The organism is Bradyrhizobium barranii subsp. apii (genome assembly GCF_011516635.5).
In the GTDB taxonomy this organism is placed as follows: Bacteria; Pseudomonadota; Alphaproteobacteria; order Rhizobiales; family Xanthobacteraceae; genus Bradyrhizobium; species Bradyrhizobium barranii.
In genome coordinates, this window is the sequence record NZ_CP096255.1 from 6,096,714 (window position 1) to 6,114,847 (window position 18,134).

Below are 18,134 nucleotides of genomic sequence, written 5' to 3' on the forward strand. Positions count from 1 at the left end.
ATCATTCCGGACCGCGTGCCCGGAATAACGACGTCATAGAGCTACCAAGACATCGCATCTCGATTCCGGGCTCGCGGGCGTTTCCCGCGTCCCGGTAACGGGAGAGCTGTCTCTCTTGCAGGGGCAAGGCCATGAATCTCTCAAAGTTCTTTATCGACCGTCCGATCTTCGCCGGCGTGCTATCCGTCCTGATCTTCCTCGCAGGCCTGATCTCGCTGTTCGCGATGCCGATCTCCGAATATCCGGACGTGGTGCCGCCCTCGGTGCTGGTGCGCGCGACTTATCCCGGCGCCAACCCCAAGGTGATCGCCGAGACGGTGGCGACCCCGATCGAGGAGCAGATCAACGGCGTCGAAGGCATGCTCTACATGTCGAGCCAGGCGACCACTGACGGCGCCATGACGCTGACGGTGACGTTCCGGCTCGGCACCGACCCAGACAAGGCGACACAGCTGGTGCAGAACCGCGTGCAGCAGGCCGAGCCGCGCCTGCCGGCCGTGGTGCGCCAGCTCGGCATCATCACCAAGAAATCGTCGCCCGACCTCACCATGGTCGTGCATCTGCTGTCGCCGAACAACCGCTACGACATGACGTATTTGCGCAACTATGCCGTGCTCAACGTCAAGGACCGGCTGGCGCGCATCGACGGCGTCGGCGACGTCCAGCTCTACGGTGCCGGCGATTATTCGATGCGGGTCTGGGTCGATCCGCAAAAGGCGGCCGAGCACGGCCTGACCGCGAGCGACATTGTCAAGTCGATCCAGGCCCAGAACGTCGAGGCCGCCGCCGGCGTGGTCGGCTCCTCCCCGAACGTCAGGGGTATCGACCTGCAAATGTCCGTCAATGCCGAAGGCCGGCTCGCCAACGAGGAGCAGTTCGGCGACATCGTGGTCAAGACCGGCACCCGCGGCGAAGTCGTGCGGCTGCGCGACGTCGCACGCATCGAGCTTGGCGCGTCCGAATACGGCCTGCGCTCGCTGCTCGACAACAAGCAGGCGGTGGCGATCCCGATCTTCCAGGCACCGGGCTCCAATGCGCTGGAGATTTCCGACCACGTCCGCGCCACCATGGCCGAGATCAAGAAGAACATGCCGGAGGGCGTGTCCTACCAGATCGTCTACGACCCCACCCAGTTCGTGCGCTCCTCGATCGAAGCTGTCATCCACACGCTGCTGGAAGCGATCGCACTGGTCGTGCTGGTGGTGATCCTGTTCCTCCAGACCTGGCGCGCCTCGATCATCCCGCTGCTTGCGGTGCCGGTGTCGATCGTCGGCACCTTCGCGGTGATGCATCTGTTCGGCTTCTCCATCAACGCGCTCAGCCTGTTCGGTCTCGTGCTCGCGATCGGCATCGTCGTCGATGACGCCATCGTCGTGGTCGAGAACGTCGAGCGCAACATCGAGGGTGGCCTGTCGCCGCGTGACGCCACCTACCAGGCGATGCGCGAGGTGTCGGGTCCGATCATCGCGATCGCGATGGTGCTGATCGCGGTGTTCGTGCCGCTCGCCTTCATCTCCGGCCTGACCGGGCAGTTCTACAAGCAGTTCGCGCTGACGATCGCGATCTCGACCGTGATCTCCGCCGTCAACTCGCTGACGCTCTCGCCGGCCCTGTCGGCGCTGCTGCTCAAGGGACACAACGAGCCGAAGGACCGGCTGACGATCATCATGGAAAAGGGCCTTGGCTGGTTCTTCCGCGGCTTCAACAAGGCCTTCACGCGTTCGTCGGAGAACTACAGCGGCACCGTCACCAAGGTGATCTCGGGCAAGGCGGCCGTGATGGGCCTCTATGTGGTGCTGGTTGGCGTGACCGCTTTCCTGTTCCAGCAGGTGCCGAGCGGCTTCGTGCCGGGTCAGGACAAGCAATATCTCGTCGGCTTCTCACGACTGCCCGACGGTGCAGCGCTCGATCGCACCGAAGAGGTGATCCGCAAGATGAGCGACATCGCGCTGACCCAGCCGGGCGTCGAGAGCTCGGTCGCGTTTCCGGGCCTGTCGATCGCCGGCTTCACCAACTCCTCCAACGCCGGCATCGTGTTCTCGACGCTGAAACCGTTCGACGAGCGCAAAGGTCCGGCCCTGAGCGGGAATGCGATCGCGGCCGACCTCAACAAGAAATATTCCGGCATCCAGGAAGCCTTCATCGCCATGTTCCCGCCGCCGCCGGTCAACGGCCTCGGCACCATCGGCGGCTTCAAGCTGCAGATCGAGGATCGGGCCGGTCTCGGTTATGAGGCACTGAACGAAGCGACCAAGGCATTTACGGCGGCGATGCAAAAGGCGCCGGAGATCGCCGGCGTGTTCTCGAGCTTCCAGGTCAACGTGCCCAGCTCTTCGCCGACATCGACCGCACCAAGGCGCTTCAGCTCGGCGTGCCCGTGACGGAGGTGTTCAACACCCTGCAGATCTACCTCGGTTCTTACTACGTCAACGACTTCAACAAGTTTGGTCGCACCTACTCCGTCTACGTCCAGGCCGACGCGCCGTTCCGCGCACGCGCCGATGACATCAGGCAGTTGAAGGTGCGCTCGTCCTCCGGCGACATGGTGCCACTGTCGGCGCTGCTGACGATCCGCCAGAGCGCCGGACCTGAGCGCGCCATCCGCTACAACGGCTTTTTGTCGTCCGACATCAACGCGGCCGCTGCGCCCGGCTTTTCGTCGGGCCAAGCGCAGGAAGTCGCGACGCGGATCGCGGCGGAGACATTGCCCCCCGGCTTTGCCTTCGAATGGACCGACCTGACCTATCAGGAGTTCATCGCCGGCAATTCCGGCCTCTGGGTATTCCCGCTGGCGATCCTGCTGGTGTTCCTGGTGTTGGCGGCGCTCTACGAGAGCCTGACCCTGCCGCTCTCGATCATCATGATCGTGCCGATGGGCCTGTTGGCGGCGATGTTCGGCGTCTGGATCTCCAAGGGCGACAACAACGTCTTCACCCAGATCGGATTGATCGTGCTGGTCGGACTCTCTGCCAAGAACGCGATCCTGATCGTCGAATTCGCGCGTGAGCTCGAATTCGCGGGACGCACGCCGATCCGGGCCGCGATCGAGGCGAGCCGCTTGCGGCTGCGTCCGATCCTGATGACGTCGATGGCGTTCATCATGGGCGTCTTGCCGCTCGTGCTCTCGACCGGCGCGGGCTCGGAGATGCGGCGCGCGATGGGCGTCGCGGTGTTCTCCGGCATGATCGGCGTCACCGTGTTCGGCCTGTTCCTGACGCCGGTGTTCTATGTGCTGCTGCGGACCGTCACCGGCAACAAGCCGCTGGTGCATCACAGCAGCGACACCAGCGCGGCGCCGGTCCAGGGTCTCAAGCACGAAGGCGCAGGCCACTAGATCAGGGAGATCCCCGAGAGCAGCAACAGAACGAGCACGGTCTTGCGAAAGACCGTCTCGTTGACCCGGTGAAAGGCGATCACGCCGAGCGCTGAGCCTGCGAACAGCGCCGGCAGGCTGATCGCGAGGTCGACGAACACCTTGGACGACAGGTCCTGGTGTCCGACCAGCAGCGCGATCGCAAAGACCTGCATCGCGGCGATGAAGGGCTGCACCAGGCCGCGCTGCTCGCTCTTGGGCATGCCGCGCATGTCGCACCAGATCGTGGGGATCGCGCCGGGCATCGCGGTCAGGCCGCCGACCAGTCCTCCCCCGAACCCGATCAGTGCGACCCAGGGCCGGCCAACGGCTTCGCCCGCCGTGACCAGCGTCGGCCGCAGCAGCGTGTAGGCCGCATAGAGCGCGACGATGATGCCGAAGCCGCGCCGGAGCAGATGCGTGTCCGTGGATTGCAACAGCGACACCGCGATGGGAACGCCGATCAATCCGCCGACGATCAGCAGCAGACTGCCCTCCCACCGGATGCTGCGCCGAAGCGCCCACAGATTGGTAGCCTGCACGCCGATGCTGCACGCCATCATCAGCGGCACGGCCTCCAGCGGCTGAAACACGCGGAGCAGAATCGCGCCCGCCACGGCCGAGAACGCGAAGCCCGAGAGCCCCGAGACGAAGGCGCCGGCGAACACGGCGACGCTCACGAGAAGGCTGGTCGTGATATCAGGCACGATGCGTTCTCCGGCTCAGTCGTAGGGTGTCTGCGTCGCCGGGACATCGGCAGTCCCGGTGCAGAGCTCCGCATCGTGCGAATTCAGGAGAGGCCGAGAGACCGGCTGCGCGTGCGAACGCTCCAGCATTGCCAGTCCGACCAGTTGAAGCGTGACGAGCGCCGCCGTCAGCGCGGCGGCGACAACATTGACGTTACGCGCGTTCGAACGTGGTGCGGCCGGCCGCGCGCGCGCGCGGATCAACTCCGTTGGCATTTTCAAAAGTATCCTCTTCATTGCAGACGGGAATAATTTCATTCAAACGCGACGTTTCATGCGGCGGCTCCAGCAAATGGCCGTAGCGCCGCAACGCGCGCTTCGCGTCGATCTCGCGCTGCGCGCGGAATGCCGCGCCGATGCGGGCGACGATGTCGCGGAACTTGCCGGCCGGAGCTGGTGACGCATTTGGCATGACAATCTCCTCTCAACTTGTGCGAGAGATTGATGAGGTTCACTTCCGCTTGCTGTGAGCACACGAAGATCGAACGCGTCGAGCAAGACAACGCGTGAGTTCTCGTAGAAGAGAGCGCGGAGAATCGCGTCATTCGATCGAACGACCCGCGATAACTTTCTAATGATTCTGCTGTTTGAACCTATCGCGAGCCGGAGCGACTCGCCTGCGCCTTCGCAAAGCGCGTCAGTGCAGAACCGGATTGGAGAATCCAGCCGCGAGCTTGACGAGATCGGCCTGACGCGAGACCCCGGTCTTCGCGAACACCCGATGCAGATGCGTCTTCACCGTCGTCTCCGCGATGCCGAGCGCCACGGCCGTCTCCGGCACACCGCCGACCTCGACGATCGATTGCATGACCCTCAGCTCCGCAGGGGTCAACTCGAACGCGCGGTCGATGAGGCCGGCACATGAGCGGCCGTCGAGTTCCGCCTTCCAGATCAACAAGGCGCCGACCGCCGACATGCGCTCCGCCGCGCCTTCACGCAACAACGACGGCAGCGCGATGACGTGCGCGACGTAGTAGGAGCCGTCATGCGACATCAGGGGAATCTTTCGTCCGGCGGCGGCCGCGACGGCAACCTCGCCTGCGTCACGGAAGATATCGCGCAGCGCCGAATTTGCCGCGGAAGATCGTGCCGCCAGCCGGCCCGCGACAGACCGCAGGACGTCATCTGCGGCGAGCAACGTGTCTGCGGCAGGATTGCTGTGGACGATGTTGCAGGCCGTATCGAGCAGGATGACGCCGGCATTCAGCCGATCCACGACATCGGCGAGCGCGATCGCCCGCTGCTGCTTCCGCTCGATCGCCCGGTTGATCAGCAGCGCCCGGCTCGCATGCGGAACCAGGAATTGCATCCGCGCCCGCTGCTCCGCATCGAGCATCCCCTTGCCGGGAATCACGGTGATCAGCATCGGACACGGCGACTTCGACTGTTCCAGAACCACGCTGGCGACATCGACGCAGCCGTGGGGCCGCAGCCATTCCTGATAGAACCGGCCGCGACGATATTCGTCGAAATTCACGAGATCGGGGATGTTACGAACCTCGCCATAGCGAGGCAGCCGTGCCAGCGGATCGTACTGGGCGTAGGTCTCGGCATAGAGCTGGATGTAGTGCGGATCGACACCGCAATAATAATGCGTCGCGCCGGACTTGCTGACGGGATCCTTCGAAATCAGCCCGCAAGCCTGGCTGCCGATGAACGCATTGAGCTTGACGACAACATCACTCCACAACTCAGGGTGGAGACCTGCGTCATATATGTTCTCGATCAACTCGGACTGTTTGGGAGGTCGGGACATCAGAACAGCCAATGGTGACTTGGAGATCGCGAAATGTTCGTCATGCCCGGCGGCACTAGTGAGTCTATCGTGGGAGCAAAAGGTTCAACCCCGACAGCGATTGACCGATCAGTTGACGAGCGGATTGGAGAATCCCGCCGCGAGCTTGACGAGATCGGCCTGACGCGAAACGCCGGTCTTGGCGAACACCCGATGCAAATGCGTCTTCGCCGTGGTTTCTGCGATACCGAGCGCTGCCGCCGTTTCCGGGACGCCACCGACCTCGACGATCGACAGGAACACGCGCAGCTCGGCCGGCGTGAGGTCGAAGGTCCGTGCGATCAGCTCGCCATAGGACTGCCCGCCAAGCGACACCTTGCGCAGGAGCAGCGCACCGGCGGCATCGACCACCTGCTCGCTGCCATTTCGCAGCACGGACGACAGCGGCAGAATATGCGCGACATAACGCTCGCCGCTCGGCGAAAGCAGCGGGATCGCATGGCCCCGTGTGGCAAGCAGGGCAATTTCGCTGCGGGTCGCAAGCGCCTCGCCCAGCGTCTGATTGGCTTCAGCGCTGCTGGTCACGAGCTGCCCGGCAACGGACCGGACCACGTCGTCGGCGGCAAGCAAGGCGTGGCCGGCCGAATTCGCATGCACCACCCGGCAAAAGGCATCGAGCAGGAAGATGCCGGACGCCAGATTGTCCAGGACATCCGCCAGCGCCGTCGCCAGCGTCAGTTGCGAGGTGATGGCGCGGTTGATCAGCAGCGCACGGCTGGCGTGCGGCACAATCAGCGAGAGCCGATGCTTCATCGCCGGGTCCACCATGCGCCGGCCCGACAGCACTGTCATCATCACGGGGCAGCTCGCATGCGATGTCTCGAGCACGACGTTGGCCGCGTCGCTGCAACCCTGCGGCTGCATCCACTCCTGGTAAAAGCGCCCTTTCCGGTATTCACCGAAATTGACGAGATCGGGGATGCTGACGATCTCGCCATGCGGCGGCAGCACCGTCAGCGGGTCGAACTTCGAATGGGTCTCTGAATAGAGCCGGATATAGTGCGGGTCGGCCCCGCAATAATAATGGGTGACGCCGAATTTGCTGATCGAATCCTTGGAAAACAGCCCGCAGGCCTGCCCGCCAACGAAATCGCGAATGCCGGCAACGGCGTTGTTCCACAGCGAGGGATCGAGCCCCGCGTCATAGATGGACTCGACCAGTTCGGGCAGCTTCCGTAGTCCGCGCATGGCTTGAAATGGCCTGAGTGATCAATATCACCAAACATACTACAACCACAGCATGCGGCGTCCTCCGATCGGAGGAGGCGCCGGCCGGGCGGATGGGGCCCGGCCGGCGGGCATCGCATTCGAGCCGCCAGGGCTGATACCGGCTCAGAACGCGACGCGAACGCCACCCTTCGCTGTGCCGGTGCGGCTCCGGTCGGACATCATCATGCCCTCGACCGCGCCGAACACGGACACGTTTTGGGTGGTGCGGTAGTCGAAGCCAAAGCCGGCCATCGCAGCATTGTTAAGTACTTGGCGCCGCGACCTGTTGTCGGCGTTGCCGCCCCGGAAGGTGAAGCCGGGACCGTCATGCCTGGTCCCAGCCGACCTTCTCGACATTTTCTGACCAGACCGCGGCGCGATAGACCTCTCGTCCGCCGGCATCCCTGACGCGAATCCAGGCGTCGCGATCGCGCAGATCGTCACGCCAGACAAACAGATGTCTCGCCATCTCGTCGGCCACGACGAACGTGGCCCTGGCCTGCTCGAAGACCATGCCGCCCGGATCGATCTTCACGACATTGTCGACCAGGAGATCAAAGAAGAAGCGGCGCATTCACAACTCCAATTGCCGGCGCCGTCCGAAACACAGCGTCATCGTTCTACTCCGCGCGCCAGAAGACGTAGTCGGCCGAATACGCGCACTCCGATAGGCACCCGCCTGGTCGCGCGAGCCGCGCACCGCGCGCAGTCACAGAGCTTCGCCGCTCCTGACGCCGCTGGGCGTCGCGCCATAGGCCCGCCGGAAACAACGATTGAAATAAGAGAGATCGCCGAAGCCCACGTCGTAGGCGATCGAGCTCACCGGCCGCCCGGCGAAGTCAGGCTCGCGCAGCATGCGATGCGCGCGTTTGAGGCGCTGCCCGGTCAGGAAGGACGAGAACGTCTTGCCGTCGGCTTCGAACAGCCGCTGAAGGTAACGTGTGGTCACGCCGAACTCCTGCGCCACAGTCGCGACCGAGAGGTCCTGATGCCAGCAATTGTTGACGATGAAGGACTTCACCTTCCGCAGCCGCGCGGCCCGGACGCCTCGGCGCCCGGCCAGCTCGTGAACCTCATCCGTCGCGCCGAGAACACGCGCCATCAGATCGTGGAGATGTGCAACAGCGAGCTGGCGCAATGCGGGCACCGCGAACGCGCGCTCGCGCACCAGAGACGTCGCGTAGTCGACCAGCAGGCGAAGTCCGGTGGCGCGCTCCGGAATGATTCGCATCACGGTGTCGTCGATGTCCACGATCATGGGCGCCAGCACCCGCCGCGGCACGCGCAGCGACAGACAATTTCCAAGCGAGAGGCGTTCGTAGATCGTCGCGTCCTCCGCGCTCGTCAGAACCGCGTCACCGGGATGAAGCCTCAGATCTCGTCCTCGCGCAGATACTTCGACGATGCCGGATCGGTTGATCATCAGGCCAAGGCTGTCGTTGCCGTCGACGACCAGTTGCTTGGTACGGATGACCCGCGCTCCGACCAGCCCGCCGATCACCAGCTGGACGTCCGGCAAACCATGGGATGTGAGGCTCGCCGCGAACGGTTTTTCGTCCGTCGGCTCGACCTCCGCCTTGAGCACGCCGCGGCAATAGAATTCGCGCAGCAGCGGCACACGCTCGTCTTCGGGAATGTGGTCCGTCGAAACATTGAGAATGGAAAATTCGTCCTTGCCGCTCACTGCAATTTCTCCAACCGACAGGCAGGCTCGCTCACGCGCTGTCGTCTCCCGCACCCGCGTCCGGTGCCGGCGCGCATTGTTCCGTGGCGCACGCTGCCCTTCTCATTCAAGTGGCGCCATATACGAAAGTATCAAATGACGCGCGTCGTACGTTCGGAGGACCAGACGATCCTGCTCATCACAATGGATTGACATTGCATCGCCGCGCGGCTTGCGCCGTCAAATGAATCACATGGTGTCGTCGTCGCGGCGCGTTCGCTGTACAAACGGCGCGGTGAAGCCGGCCGCGATCTTCACGAGGTCGGCCTGCCTGCCGGCACCGGTCTTCTCGAACAGGCGACCGAGATGCGTCTTCACCGTGGTCTCGGCAATGCCGAGCTTTGCCGCGATATCGGGAACGCCGCCGACCTCGACGATGGCCATCAGCACGCGCAATTCGGACCGCGTCAGCCTGAAGGCCGCAGCAATGGCGTCGGGCACGAGCGATGGCACCATCGCGGCCTTCTGTACGAGAAGCACCGTGGCCGCGACGTCTCGCGGCAGGCTGCGCTCCCGCTTCAATGGAAGGACTTGGACGAGATAGTGCTGACCGTCCGCCGACGTCGCGAGCCCGATGCGGCGGCGACCGGCCGGGTGAGTTTCACCATCTGCGGCAACTTCGAACAGGCCGCGGAATATTTTGTCGGCCTGGGTGCTACGGACCACGATCCGGTCGCCGACCATCGCGAGCAGGTTTGCATCGACGAACAGCTGCCGGCACGCCGCGTTGGCGTGGACGACCCGGCCATCCGCATCGAGCAGGCAGATCGCCGTGCTCAGGCCGTCGAGCACATCGGCAAGATCGTCCACGGTGTGCGAGCGAGCCCTGATCTGCCGGCCCATGATCCTGGAACGCTGGATGTGGGGTGCGAGCAGCCGCATGCGTTCGCGCATCGCCTCGTCGACGGTTCCGCGGGATCGGTGGCGCAACACCTGCAAGACCGTGGTACGCGCGTCCGATCTCTCGAGCGCGACGGTCGCGAGGTCTATCGCGCCCTGCGGCTCGACCCACTCGCGATAGAAGCTCGTCGCCACGAAGTCCGCGTGCGGCATGATATCGGTCACGCCGATGGCGTGCCCGGCCGCAAAAGCGAGATGACGATCGAGCAGAGGATCCTGCTCGACATATCTGTCGCGGTAGAGCTGGCGGAAGCGGGATTCGGTGCCAAAATGCTGGTGAATCTCGATCGAGAGCCTTGCCGCATCGCGGGACAGGATGGTCGCGGCACACCCGCCGACGAAATGGGAAACCTGTTCCAGCGCGCCGCTGCGCAGCGCAGGATCGACCGCCGCATCGTAGATCTCGCCGACGAGAGACGAGAACCGGTTTGCCTGGAGGATCGTCATCGGAACGACGATGCGATCGGCGTGCGGCCCCGGTGACGAAGGGAGCTTGCGCATTGGACATTGGCAGAGCCGACAGAGCGGTCGATCGTCGCCGTCGGCGTAGAAAAAGCAGTGCAACGAGATGCTAAAATATCGAACATCGTCCTTGCGTAACGTCAACCGCAGGGTGCGGCTTGGACGTTTTCGCCAAAGACTAGGATAAAAGCGAACAGCACGCGGGCTGTGTGCTGTGGGTCACGCGCCCTCGCGCTGCTTGCTCGATCGCGCGCGCTGTGCGCGGCGCAGCACTTTATTTCCGGTTCTCCTCGCAGAACTTCAGCGCGGCCAGCGCCTCGCCGGCGCGCGGGATCTGCATCTCGATGCTGTCCTCGTCATCATCCTCGAAATCGAGCGAGAGACGCCTGGCCTTCGACAGCCGGTCCATGATCGTCTGGTCGTATTCGAAGATGCCGCGCACGGTGGTCTTGTCCATGACCTCCCACTTCGCCTTCTTCATGATGTCGGCGTCATCGGTGCCGACGTCGGCCCGGAGGATCTCGCCGACCTTGTCCCACTCCCAACCGTCATAGATCATCACGATCACGATGGCCTTCTCGGAATAGGTGATCACGATGACGTAGTTGCGGTTCTCGTCTTCCTTGTCCTTGTAGCCGCGGCTCGCATTGCAATGCGTGTCCTGCGCGCGCTTCTCGATGGTCCAGTCGCCGACCCTGGATTGCTGCGCGAACGCCGGCCCTGTGCTCGAGACGGCTGCGCCTAGGGCGCCCGCGGTCAGCAAAGCGGCAAGAAGGAATCGTCTCATGTCAGCCTCCAGCGTTCCCCACGCGGAGATGACCACCTCAGCCTGCGGCCCGCAAGGGCTCGAGAAGGTTGATCCGGGCCGATGCTGAACGTCGCCGGCCTTACACCCGCCTGGGGATGATGGCGATCGGGGTGAAGGTGTAAACCTCCTCGCCGTTCTGGTTGAACATGGTCCATTTCACCAGCGCGATGCCCTGCGGCTTCGACTTCGACGGCGTCAGGCTCATGACCTCGCCGACCAGATGCAGGCGGTCATTGGGCCGTACCGGGATGGTCCAGCGCAGACCGTCGACGCCCGCGCCGATCAGCGGATGCGGGCCGAACGGGCGGGCCTGGATCGCGAGGTTCATGGCGATCGCGGCGGTGTGCCATCCTGATGCGGCCAGGCCGTTGAACAAGGTCTGCTTGGCGGCCTCGTGGTCGAGATGCATCGGCTGCGGATCGAACTCGGCTGCAAAGCGCTTGATATCGGCTTCGGTGACTTGCACCTCGGGGGATTTGAACCGCATTCCGATGGTGAGATCGTCGAACCACTCGACCTGCGCCATGATTTTGCCTCGCAATATGACTTGCCGTCCGCCGGAAAGGCGCGGCTGAAGGACTGAGCAGCGCGGGATGTAGCGGGTCTGCGGTGCACAAACCAGCCCCGGGTTCCCCGCGAAACCCGTTTCCCAAAACGACGAAACACGCCTGAAACAGATTGCCGGTTATCTGGTTGTCAAAATCATACAGGGACGGCCACCATGCAATTCTTCCTCGACCTCATCCTGGATTATGCCTGCTGCCAAAATCTCGTCTCCCAGCCGCTACGGGAGGATGAGCTATGATCGAGCTGATCTCAGCCGTGCTCGCGCTTTGCAGCGTCGCTGTCTTCGCGGCACATGCTTTGGATGCCTACCGCACCACGCACTCCTGATCTGTACGCCCTCCGGCCGCTAGAACGGGCGCCGGTAAAAGTGCTCCGAGTGCGTGGCCGGCGGAAACCGGTTGGCGAGCGCGATTGCCGCGTTCTCGTCAGTCTCGAGGGCGACCTTCTGCGCCAGCATCACGTCGCCGGGCACGAGAAAGCCTGACGGGACGAAGCACCATCCCATCGCCGCACGCCCCTCATCGTCGATCTCATGGACATTGGCGGCCGTGCCGTAGTGGATGCGGTACCTTTTGCCGGTATCGCAGCCGATGACATCGAAATACCGATGCTGCTCGAATTGCGCGCGCTGCGCCGGCGACAGCCATTCGGCCAAAAGCCGGCGGCCGCGGGCATCCGGCGTGTTCTCGCCGAAGAAGCGCCGATAGAGCTCGCGCAGCGCATGCAGCCGCGCACGCGCCGGCGCACGGAGCCAAATTGCCGCGATCATGAGCAGCTCAGATCAACCGCCGACCAGGCGGGGATAGAACAGCGTTTCGTGCGCGGTCGGATCGAATGACTTGATGCGGGTGACTTCACCGGGTCCAGTACGATAGGCGGCGGTGAAGCCCGCTCCGGTCAGCTCACGAAAGCGCCGTTCGGCTCGCGCCAGCGCTTCAACATTGTCAGGATCAAACTCGTGGCGCGTGTCGCCCGTCTGGTCCATCACGATCTGGGTAGCCATATTGAGTCTCCTCATGCCAGCCCTGCCCCCGATCAAAGCAAACCTCGTGCCGTCAGTTCCTCAACGCAAGAACTTTCTCGTGCGCGGCCGAGCCTTCATGCGGCCTCAACGCAACGCGGCCGCCCCTCCTCCCTCGTCGATCTACCGTCCCATCAGGGCGATTGCCTTCTGATAGACGCCGGCAGTATTCCAAGCCTCGATAGCGGCAAAATTCGGTTCGCCCGGCTGGTAACCGGCTCCTGCGCGCCAGCCATGAGCTTTCAGGAAATTCGCCGTCGAGTTCAGCGCATTGGCGGCAACCTCGAGATTGCCGGTGCCATAGGCCAGGATGTTCTTGGGCATGAACTGGGTCTGGCCGACCTCGCCGTGCATGGAGCCGCGGGTCGCCCCCGACAGCGTGCCGCGGTCGATCAGCTTGAGGGCGGCATAGAGCTGGTCGGTGAAGAATTCGGGACGGCGGCAGTCATAGGCAAGGGTCGCGATCGACGACAGCATGTTCTGGTTGCCGCGCTGGCTGCCGAAACCGGTCTCCATGCCCCAGATCGCGATCAGCGGCCCGGGCGGGACGCCGTAGCGCTGCTGGATCGAGGCGAACAAGGCGGCCTGCGATTGCTTGAGCTGCCGCCCCTTGGCCACGATGGTGGTGGCGCCGCGCTTGGCGAGGAACTGGTCGAGCGTCAGCGAGAAGCTGCGCTGGCTGCGGTCGGCCGCAATCGTGGCACCGGCGTAATTGGTCTGCATCAGCGCCGAGAGCGCGGCCTGGCCTACGCCCTTGCCCTGCGCCTCCGCGCTGAACTCGCGCTTCCAGGCCTCAAAGCCCGCCGGCGAGCTGCCGCATTGCGCGGCCTCGGCCATGGATATCAGGGACAAGGGCGCCAGCGAGAGAAGCAGCGCTGCAGCGCCGATCATGGCCGTCGCAACGGTCCTGCCCTTGGTCATTCCCTGGTCCTCTCACATAAACGTGCGCGACCGGCTCGCGCGCGCCCATGATCCTACGTCGGCCCCGATCGCTCAAGCCCCATCCGGCGCAACCTGTGCCTTGACACCGGAACGACTGCCTAGCCTTCCCCGTCGCGGCCGAGCAGGAAATCCACCATGATGCCCTGGTGCTGCTCGTACATGTCCGTACCGGTCCCGGTCACGCAGCCGACCCTGCGGGCGGCCGCGACGAAGGGCGAGACTTCGGGTTGTGTGATGACGCAGCCGCAATAGGCCGTCGGCGCGAGCCGCGCGACATCGACCGGCAGCGGATCGCCCTCCTTCATCCCGGCGGGTGTCGCATTGGCGACGAAATCGAAGCCCGCGGGATCCCTGGTGCCGACCCGCACAGGCTTTCTGCCGAGCCCGTTGAGCCGGCCGATCAGTGCGTCACGGCGCTCGGTCGCGCTGTCGTGAATCGCGAGATCGGTCACGCCGGCCTCGACCAGCGCCAGAGCGATCGCCGATCCTGCGCCGCCGGCGCCGACGAGCAGCGCCCGCATGCCCCGGGGATCGATCCCCTTCGCCCGCGCAGCACCAACGAAGCCGAGGCCGTCCACCATGTCGCCATGCCATGAGCGGTCGGCGCGCCGGCGCATCAGGTTCGCGGTGTGCAGGAAATGTGCGCGCTCGGTCGCACTGGCGCAGGCCTGATAGCAGGCAAATTTGTGCGGGATGGTCACGACGATGCCGTCGAGGTTCTTCAGCCGCGTTGCCACCGAGAGGAAATCCGGCAAATCCGCTGGCGCGACCTGGACCGGCACGAGAATGCCGTCATGGCCGCGCGCGGCGAAGGCGGCTGTTACGCCTGCCGGCGAGCGTACCTGCGCGATGGGATCGCCGACGATGACATGGAGCCGCGTCGCGCCTGATGGGGCCGGGATCATGCCGTTGAAGCCGGAACCAGAGAGCCGCCCGCCTCGGTCCCCTCAGTCAATTCCAGGCCATCCAGATTGCCTTCCTTGCGCCATTTGTCGAGCAGCCGCAGGAAAGCCACCGGTCCGCGCCAGTACTGGCTGTTTCTTGCCGCGATCGGATCGAACACGCCCTCGTTGTTGTAATAGCCCGGCGTGCACTCGGCCAGATAGGTCTGGCGGCCGAGCGCGGCCTTGACGACTTCGTCGACCCAGGCGTTCTCGGCGGCGAGCGTCGGCTCCAGCGTCCGCGCTTTGCGCTTGCGCGCCTCCGCAATCACATAGGCGATGTGCTGCGATTGCTCGTCGATGATGTGCGGAAAATTGGCGCTTTGGCCGGCCTGCACCGTGACGATCAAGAAGCAATTCGGGAAGCCGCGGCTGTAGAAGCCATGCAGCGTCTTGACGCCATCGCGCCATCGCTCGGACAGGCTCACGCCGTCGCGGCCGTAAACCTCGAAGCCCATGCGGCGCGCATAGTCGGTGCCGACCTCGAAGCCGCTGGCATAGATCAGGCAGTCGAGCTCATAGGCCTTGCCGTCAACGACGACGGCGTTCTCGGTGATGCGCTCGACGCCCTCGCCCCTGGTGTCGACCAGATGCACGTTGGGGCGATTGAAGGTGTCGAGATATTCGTCGTGGAAGCATGGCCGCTTGCAGAACGCCTTGTACCAGGGCTTGAGCGCCGCAGCGGCTGCTTCGTCCTTCACAACGGTATCGACGCGCGCGCGGATCTCTTCCATCTTGCGATAGTCGGCCTGCTCGATGACCTTCAACGCCTCTTCGAGCGAGGTCACCGGCTGCGGCTGGCGGCGCGGCGCCAGCAGGATCTCGCCAAGCAGGCCGGTCCAGCCGTCCTGTACCAGGTCCCGTTCGAACGGCTCGCCCGAGATCACCGCAGTGAAATTGTCCATGCGCTCGCGCTGCCAGCCGCGCTTGAGGCTCTGCGCCCAGCTTGCGTCCGTCGGACGGTCATCGCGCACGCCGATCGCCGATGGCGTGCGCTGGAAGACGTAGAGCTCCTTCGCCGATCGGCCGAGATGCGGCACGCATTGCACGGCGGTCGCGCCGGTGCCGATGATGCCGACGCGCTTGTCGGCGAGACCGGTGAGACCGCCTTCGGCCGTGCCGCCGGTGTAGCCATAATCCCAGCGGCTGGTGTGGAAGCTGTGTCCCCTGAAGGTCTCGATGCCGGGAATGCCCGGCAGCTTTGGACGGCTCAGCGGGCCACCGGCGAGAATGACGAAGCGTGCGCGGATGCGATCGCCACGATCGGTCTCGACCAGCCAACGTCCTTCCTGCTCCTGCCATTCCATCCGCGAGATGATTGTCTGAAACAGCGCGCGCTCGTAGAGGCCGAAGTGACGGCCGATGCGGCGGGAGTGTTCGTAGATCTCGGGCGCCCGCGCATATTTGCGCACCGGCATGTAGCCGGTCTCTTCCAGCAGCGGCAGATAGATGTAGCTCTCGGTATCACAGGCCGCACCAGGATAACGATTCCAGTACCAGGTGCCGCCGAAATCGGCGGCCTTTTCCACGATACGAAAATCCTCGATGCCGGCCTCGCGCAGGCGCGCGCCGCAGAGCAGGCCGCCGAAGCCGCCGCCGACGATGAGAACTTCGGTCTCCTCGCTGACAGCTGCGCGCGCAAATCCTGGATCGGCCCAGGGATCGTCGAGGTAGCGGCCGAAATCGCCTGCGACCTCGACATATTGCGCCTTGCCCTCGGCGCGCAAACGCCGGTCGCGCTCGTCGCGATAGCGCGCGCGGAGTGCGGAAATATCGACCGTAGATTCGCCGGCTGCACCGGTCTTGTGTCTTTCCGCTGACATCGATTTCCTCCACGGCGGACGCTGCTTCGGATCAGTTAGCCCCGAAAAAGTGACGCATGCAATCGCGTCCCTCGCTTTTTGCGTGAACGTCCCGTGACGTTCCGCTAACCTCGCACGAAAATCACAAGCATACGCCACGCAACGACGTGGCTGCGGAGGAGACCATGCAGGGATTGATGATGGATATGCCGCTCCTGATCAGCGGCCTGATCCAGTATGCCGCGGACTATCACGGCGAAGCCGAGATCGTCGCGCGCGAGATCGAGGGCGACATCCATCGCTACACCTACGCCGACGCCCATCCACGCATCAAGCGCATGGCGCTGGCTCTGAAGCGGCTCGGCATGAAGCAAGGCGACCGCGTCGGCACCCTGGCCTGGAATACGCACCGCCATTTCGAGATGTTCTATGCCGCGCCGGGCATGGGCTATGTGCTGCACACCATCAATCCGCGGCTGTTTCCCGAGCAGCTCGTCTACATCATCAACCACGCCGAAGACCGGCTGCTGTTCATCGACCGCGCCACGCTGCCGCTGGTCGAGGCGATCGCGCCGCAGCTGAAGACGATCGAGGCCTATGTCGTGATGTCCTCGCGCGAGCGGATGCCGGAGACCAAGCTTGCGAACGTGCATTGCTATGAGGATCTCCTCGCCAGCGAGAACGACGCCGGTTTCGTCTGGCCGGAGTTCGACGAAAAATCCGCATCGACCATCTGCTACACTTCAGGGACGACGGGCAATCCCAAGGGCGTGATCTACTCGCACCGCGCCGCCATCCTGCAGACCATGACTTGCTGCAATTTCGACTTCCTGCCGGGACATCTCGAAGGCGTGCGCGAAGTCATGATGCCGATGGCACCACTCTTCCACGGCAACGGCTGGAACATGCCGTTCACCGCGCCTTACACGGGATCAAAGCTGGTGCTGCCCGGCCGCAACTATGAGCCCGACAAGCTCTATGAGCTGCTCAAGGCGAGAAGGTGACGCTCTCCGCAGGCGTGCCGAGCTTCTGGCTGATCCTGCTCGATTGGCTGGGTCGCACCGGCAATAAATTCTCGACCCTGCGCGCGACGCTGTCGTCCGGCTCGGCGCCGCCGCGCGCGATGGTCGAGAGGCTCAAGCGCGACTATGACATCGACTACATCCAGGCCTGGGGCATGACCGAAGCCCTGGGCTGCTCGATGCCGGGCTTGCGGCCCGGCTCCGAGCTCCTCGGCGACAAGGAGAAATTCGACCGGCGCCAGGTGTCTGGCCGCGCCTGCTTCGGCACAGCCTTGCGCATCGTCGACGACGGCGGCAACGAGCTGCCGCGCGACGGCAAGACCGTCGGCCATTTGCGCGCCCGTGGCCCCTGGGTCGCCTCCGGCTATATGAAGCTCGACGAAGGTCTCGACCGTGACGGCTGGCTGATCACCGGCGACATGGCCGTGATCGATCCACAGGGCCACGTCACGCTGACCGACCGATCCAAGGACGTGATCAAGTCCGGCGGCGAATGGATCTCCTCGATCCAGCTCGAGGACGTCGCGTTGTCCCACCCCGACGTGCTGCAAGCCGCGGTGGTCGCGATCAACCATGAGAAATGGCAGGAGCGTCCGCTGCTCCTCGTCGTCCGCAAGAAGGGCGCGACCGTCGACGGCAAGACCTTGCTCGACCACATGCGCCCGAAGATCGCGAGCTGGTGGATGCCGGATGCGGTCGAATTCCTGGACGAATTTCCGATGACCGGCACCGGCACCGGCAAGGTGCTCAAATCCGCGCTGCGCGAGAAGTTCAGGGAGTACCGCGTCGCCTGAAGTACGCGCGCCCTGCCGTGTGCGGTCTTCATCTTTTGGTAGATTCGACG

At 64.1% G+C, this 18,134-nt stretch carries 15 protein-coding genes and 2 pseudogenes; 2 read left to right on the forward strand and 15 right to left on the reverse strand.

The annotated features are described in order from the left end of the window. Positions 1-131: 131 nt before the first annotated feature. Positions 132-3,334, forward strand: a pseudogene (locus tag HAP41_RS29110) (efflux RND transporter permease subunit). Here HAP41_RS29110 and HAP41_RS29115 read toward each other — a convergent pair. The 15 genes from HAP41_RS29115 to HAP41_RS29180 all read right to left on the reverse strand — a co-directional run bounded on the left by HAP41_RS29115 (position 3,331) and on the right by HAP41_RS29180 (position 16,289). Continuing rightward, positions 3,331-4,059, reverse strand: coding sequence for a sulfite exporter TauE/SafE family protein (locus HAP41_RS29115; RefSeq protein ID WP_166094860.1), 729 nt, complete (start codon positions 4,057-4,059; stop codon positions 3,331-3,333). The pseudogene HAP41_RS29110 and the gene HAP41_RS29115 sit on opposite strands and share 4 nt — an antisense overlap. 193 nt (positions 4,060-4,252) lie before the next feature. Beyond that, the gene (locus HAP41_RS29120) at positions 4,253-4,510 is read right to left on the reverse strand and encodes a hypothetical protein (RefSeq protein WP_166094854.1); all 258 of its coding nucleotides are present in this window, start codon (positions 4,508-4,510) and stop codon (positions 4,253-4,255) included. 225 nt (positions 4,511-4,735) lie between these two features. Further along, positions 4,736-5,854, reverse strand: coding sequence for a helix-turn-helix transcriptional regulator (locus HAP41_RS29125; protein WP_166094846.1), 1,119 nt, complete (start codon positions 5,852-5,854; stop codon positions 4,736-4,738). Positions 5,855-5,962: 108 nt separating this feature from the next. After that, positions 5,963-7,081: a helix-turn-helix transcriptional regulator gene (locus HAP41_RS29130; RefSeq protein ID WP_166094832.1), complete on the reverse strand. Its 1,119-nt coding sequence runs from the start codon at positions 7,079-7,081 to the stop codon at positions 5,963-5,965. A gap of 144 nt (positions 7,082-7,225) precedes the next feature. Next, positions 7,226-7,354, reverse strand: a complete 129-nt coding sequence (locus tag HAP41_RS50110; protein ID WP_256468636.1) for a hypothetical protein — start codon at positions 7,352-7,354, stop codon at positions 7,226-7,228. 73 nt (positions 7,355-7,427) lie between these two features. After that, on the reverse strand, positions 7,428-7,676 hold the full coding sequence (locus tag HAP41_RS29135; RefSeq protein ID WP_085404769.1) for a DUF6894 family protein: 249 nt from the start codon (positions 7,674-7,676) through the stop codon (positions 7,428-7,430). Positions 7,677-7,811: 135 nt separating this feature from the next. Next, positions 7,812-8,786, reverse strand: coding sequence for a helix-turn-helix transcriptional regulator (locus HAP41_RS29140; protein WP_135214390.1), 975 nt, complete (start codon positions 8,784-8,786; stop codon positions 7,812-7,814). A 228-nt stretch (positions 8,787-9,014) separates the two neighbouring features. Further along, complete coding sequence (locus HAP41_RS29145) at positions 9,015-10,172, reverse strand: helix-turn-helix transcriptional regulator (RefSeq protein WP_166105728.1); 1,158 nt, start codon at positions 10,170-10,172, stop codon at positions 9,015-9,017. Positions 10,173-10,461: 289 nt separating this feature from the next. Next, positions 10,462-10,974, reverse strand: a complete 513-nt coding sequence (locus tag HAP41_RS29150) for a hypothetical protein (RefSeq protein WP_028146621.1) — start codon at positions 10,972-10,974, stop codon at positions 10,462-10,464. 100 nt (positions 10,975-11,074) lie between these two features. Then, complete coding sequence (locus tag HAP41_RS29155; protein ID WP_014496047.1) at positions 11,075-11,521, reverse strand: MaoC family dehydratase; 447 nt, start codon at positions 11,519-11,521, stop codon at positions 11,075-11,077. Between the two features lie 387 nt (positions 11,522-11,908). After that, positions 11,909-12,331 carry a hypothetical protein gene (locus tag HAP41_RS29160; protein WP_063983909.1) on the reverse strand — a complete coding sequence of 141 codons (423 nt, stop codon included), beginning with the start codon at positions 12,329-12,331 and terminating at the stop codon, positions 11,909-11,911. 12 nt (positions 12,332-12,343) lie between these two features. Next, entirely contained in the window at positions 12,344-12,565 is a 222-nt protein-coding gene (locus HAP41_RS29165; RefSeq protein WP_166094819.1) for a hypothetical protein, read from the reverse strand. A gap of 141 nt (positions 12,566-12,706) precedes the next feature. Further along, on the reverse strand, positions 12,707-13,504 hold the full coding sequence (locus HAP41_RS29170; RefSeq protein ID WP_166094816.1) for a lytic murein transglycosylase: 798 nt from the start codon (positions 13,502-13,504) through the stop codon (positions 12,707-12,709). A 119-nt stretch (positions 13,505-13,623) separates the two neighbouring features. Further along, complete coding sequence (locus HAP41_RS29175) at positions 13,624-14,430, reverse strand: shikimate dehydrogenase family protein (RefSeq protein WP_166094814.1); 807 nt, start codon at positions 14,428-14,430, stop codon at positions 13,624-13,626. After that, the gene (locus HAP41_RS29180) at positions 14,427-16,289 is read right to left on the reverse strand and encodes a flavin-containing monooxygenase (RefSeq protein ID WP_166094811.1); all 1,863 of its coding nucleotides are present in this window, start codon (positions 16,287-16,289) and stop codon (positions 14,427-14,429) included. The genes HAP41_RS29175 and HAP41_RS29180 overlap by 4 nt, the downstream gene beginning before the upstream one ends. A 164-nt stretch (positions 16,290-16,453) precedes the next feature. Between HAP41_RS29180 and HAP41_RS29185 the strand changes: the two are divergent. Further along, positions 16,454-18,084, forward strand: a pseudogene (locus HAP41_RS29185) (long-chain fatty acid--CoA ligase). The last annotated feature ends 50 nt before the right edge of the window (positions 18,085-18,134 follow it).

What these genes read in the sequence shown, in the direction of transcription:
- HAP41_RS29125 (WP_166094846.1), bottom strand. Translation starts at nt 5,854, where the DNA reads ATGTCCCGACCTCCCAAACAGTCCGAGTTGATCGAGAACATATATGAC.
- HAP41_RS29165 (WP_166094819.1), bottom strand. Translation starts at nt 12,565, where the DNA reads ATGGCTACCCAGATCGTGATGGACCAGACGGGCGACACGCGCCACGAG.
- HAP41_RS29130 (WP_166094832.1), bottom strand. Translation starts at nt 7,081, where the DNA reads ATGCGCGGACTACGGAAGCTGCCCGAACTGGTCGAGTCCATCTATGAC.
- HAP41_RS29155 (WP_014496047.1), bottom strand. Translation starts at nt 11,521, where the DNA reads ATGGCGCAGGTCGAGTGGTTCGACGATCTCACCATCGGAATGCGGTTC.
- HAP41_RS29150 (WP_028146621.1), bottom strand. Translation starts at nt 10,974, where the DNA reads ATGAGACGATTCCTTCTTGCCGCTTTGCTGACCGCGGGCGCCCTAGGC.
- HAP41_RS29135 (WP_085404769.1), bottom strand. Translation starts at nt 7,676, where the DNA reads ATGCGCCGCTTCTTCTTTGATCTCCTGGTCGACAATGTCGTGAAGATC.
- HAP41_RS29180 (WP_166094811.1), bottom strand. Translation starts at nt 16,289, where the DNA reads ATGTCAGCGGAAAGACACAAGACCGGTGCAGCCGGCGAATCTACGGTC.
- HAP41_RS29120 (WP_166094854.1), bottom strand. Translation starts at nt 4,510, where the DNA reads ATGCCAAATGCGTCACCAGCTCCGGCCGGCAAGTTCCGCGACATCGTC.
- HAP41_RS29160 (WP_063983909.1), bottom strand. Translation starts at nt 12,331, where the DNA reads ATGATCGCGGCAATTTGGCTCCGTGCGCCGGCGCGTGCGCGGCTGCAT.
- HAP41_RS29170 (WP_166094816.1), bottom strand. Translation starts at nt 13,504, where the DNA reads ATGACCAAGGGCAGGACCGTTGCGACGGCCATGATCGGCGCTGCAGCG.
- HAP41_RS29175 (WP_166094814.1), bottom strand. Translation starts at nt 14,430, where the DNA reads ATGATCCCGGCCCCATCAGGCGCGACGCGGCTCCATGTCATCGTCGGC.
- HAP41_RS29145 (WP_166105728.1), bottom strand. Translation starts at nt 10,172, where the DNA reads ATGACGATCCTCCAGGCAAACCGGTTCTCGTCTCTCGTCGGCGAGATC.
- HAP41_RS50110 (WP_256468636.1), bottom strand. Translation starts at nt 7,354, where the DNA reads ATGGCCGGCTTTGGCTTCGACTACCGCACCACCCAAAACGTGTCCGTG.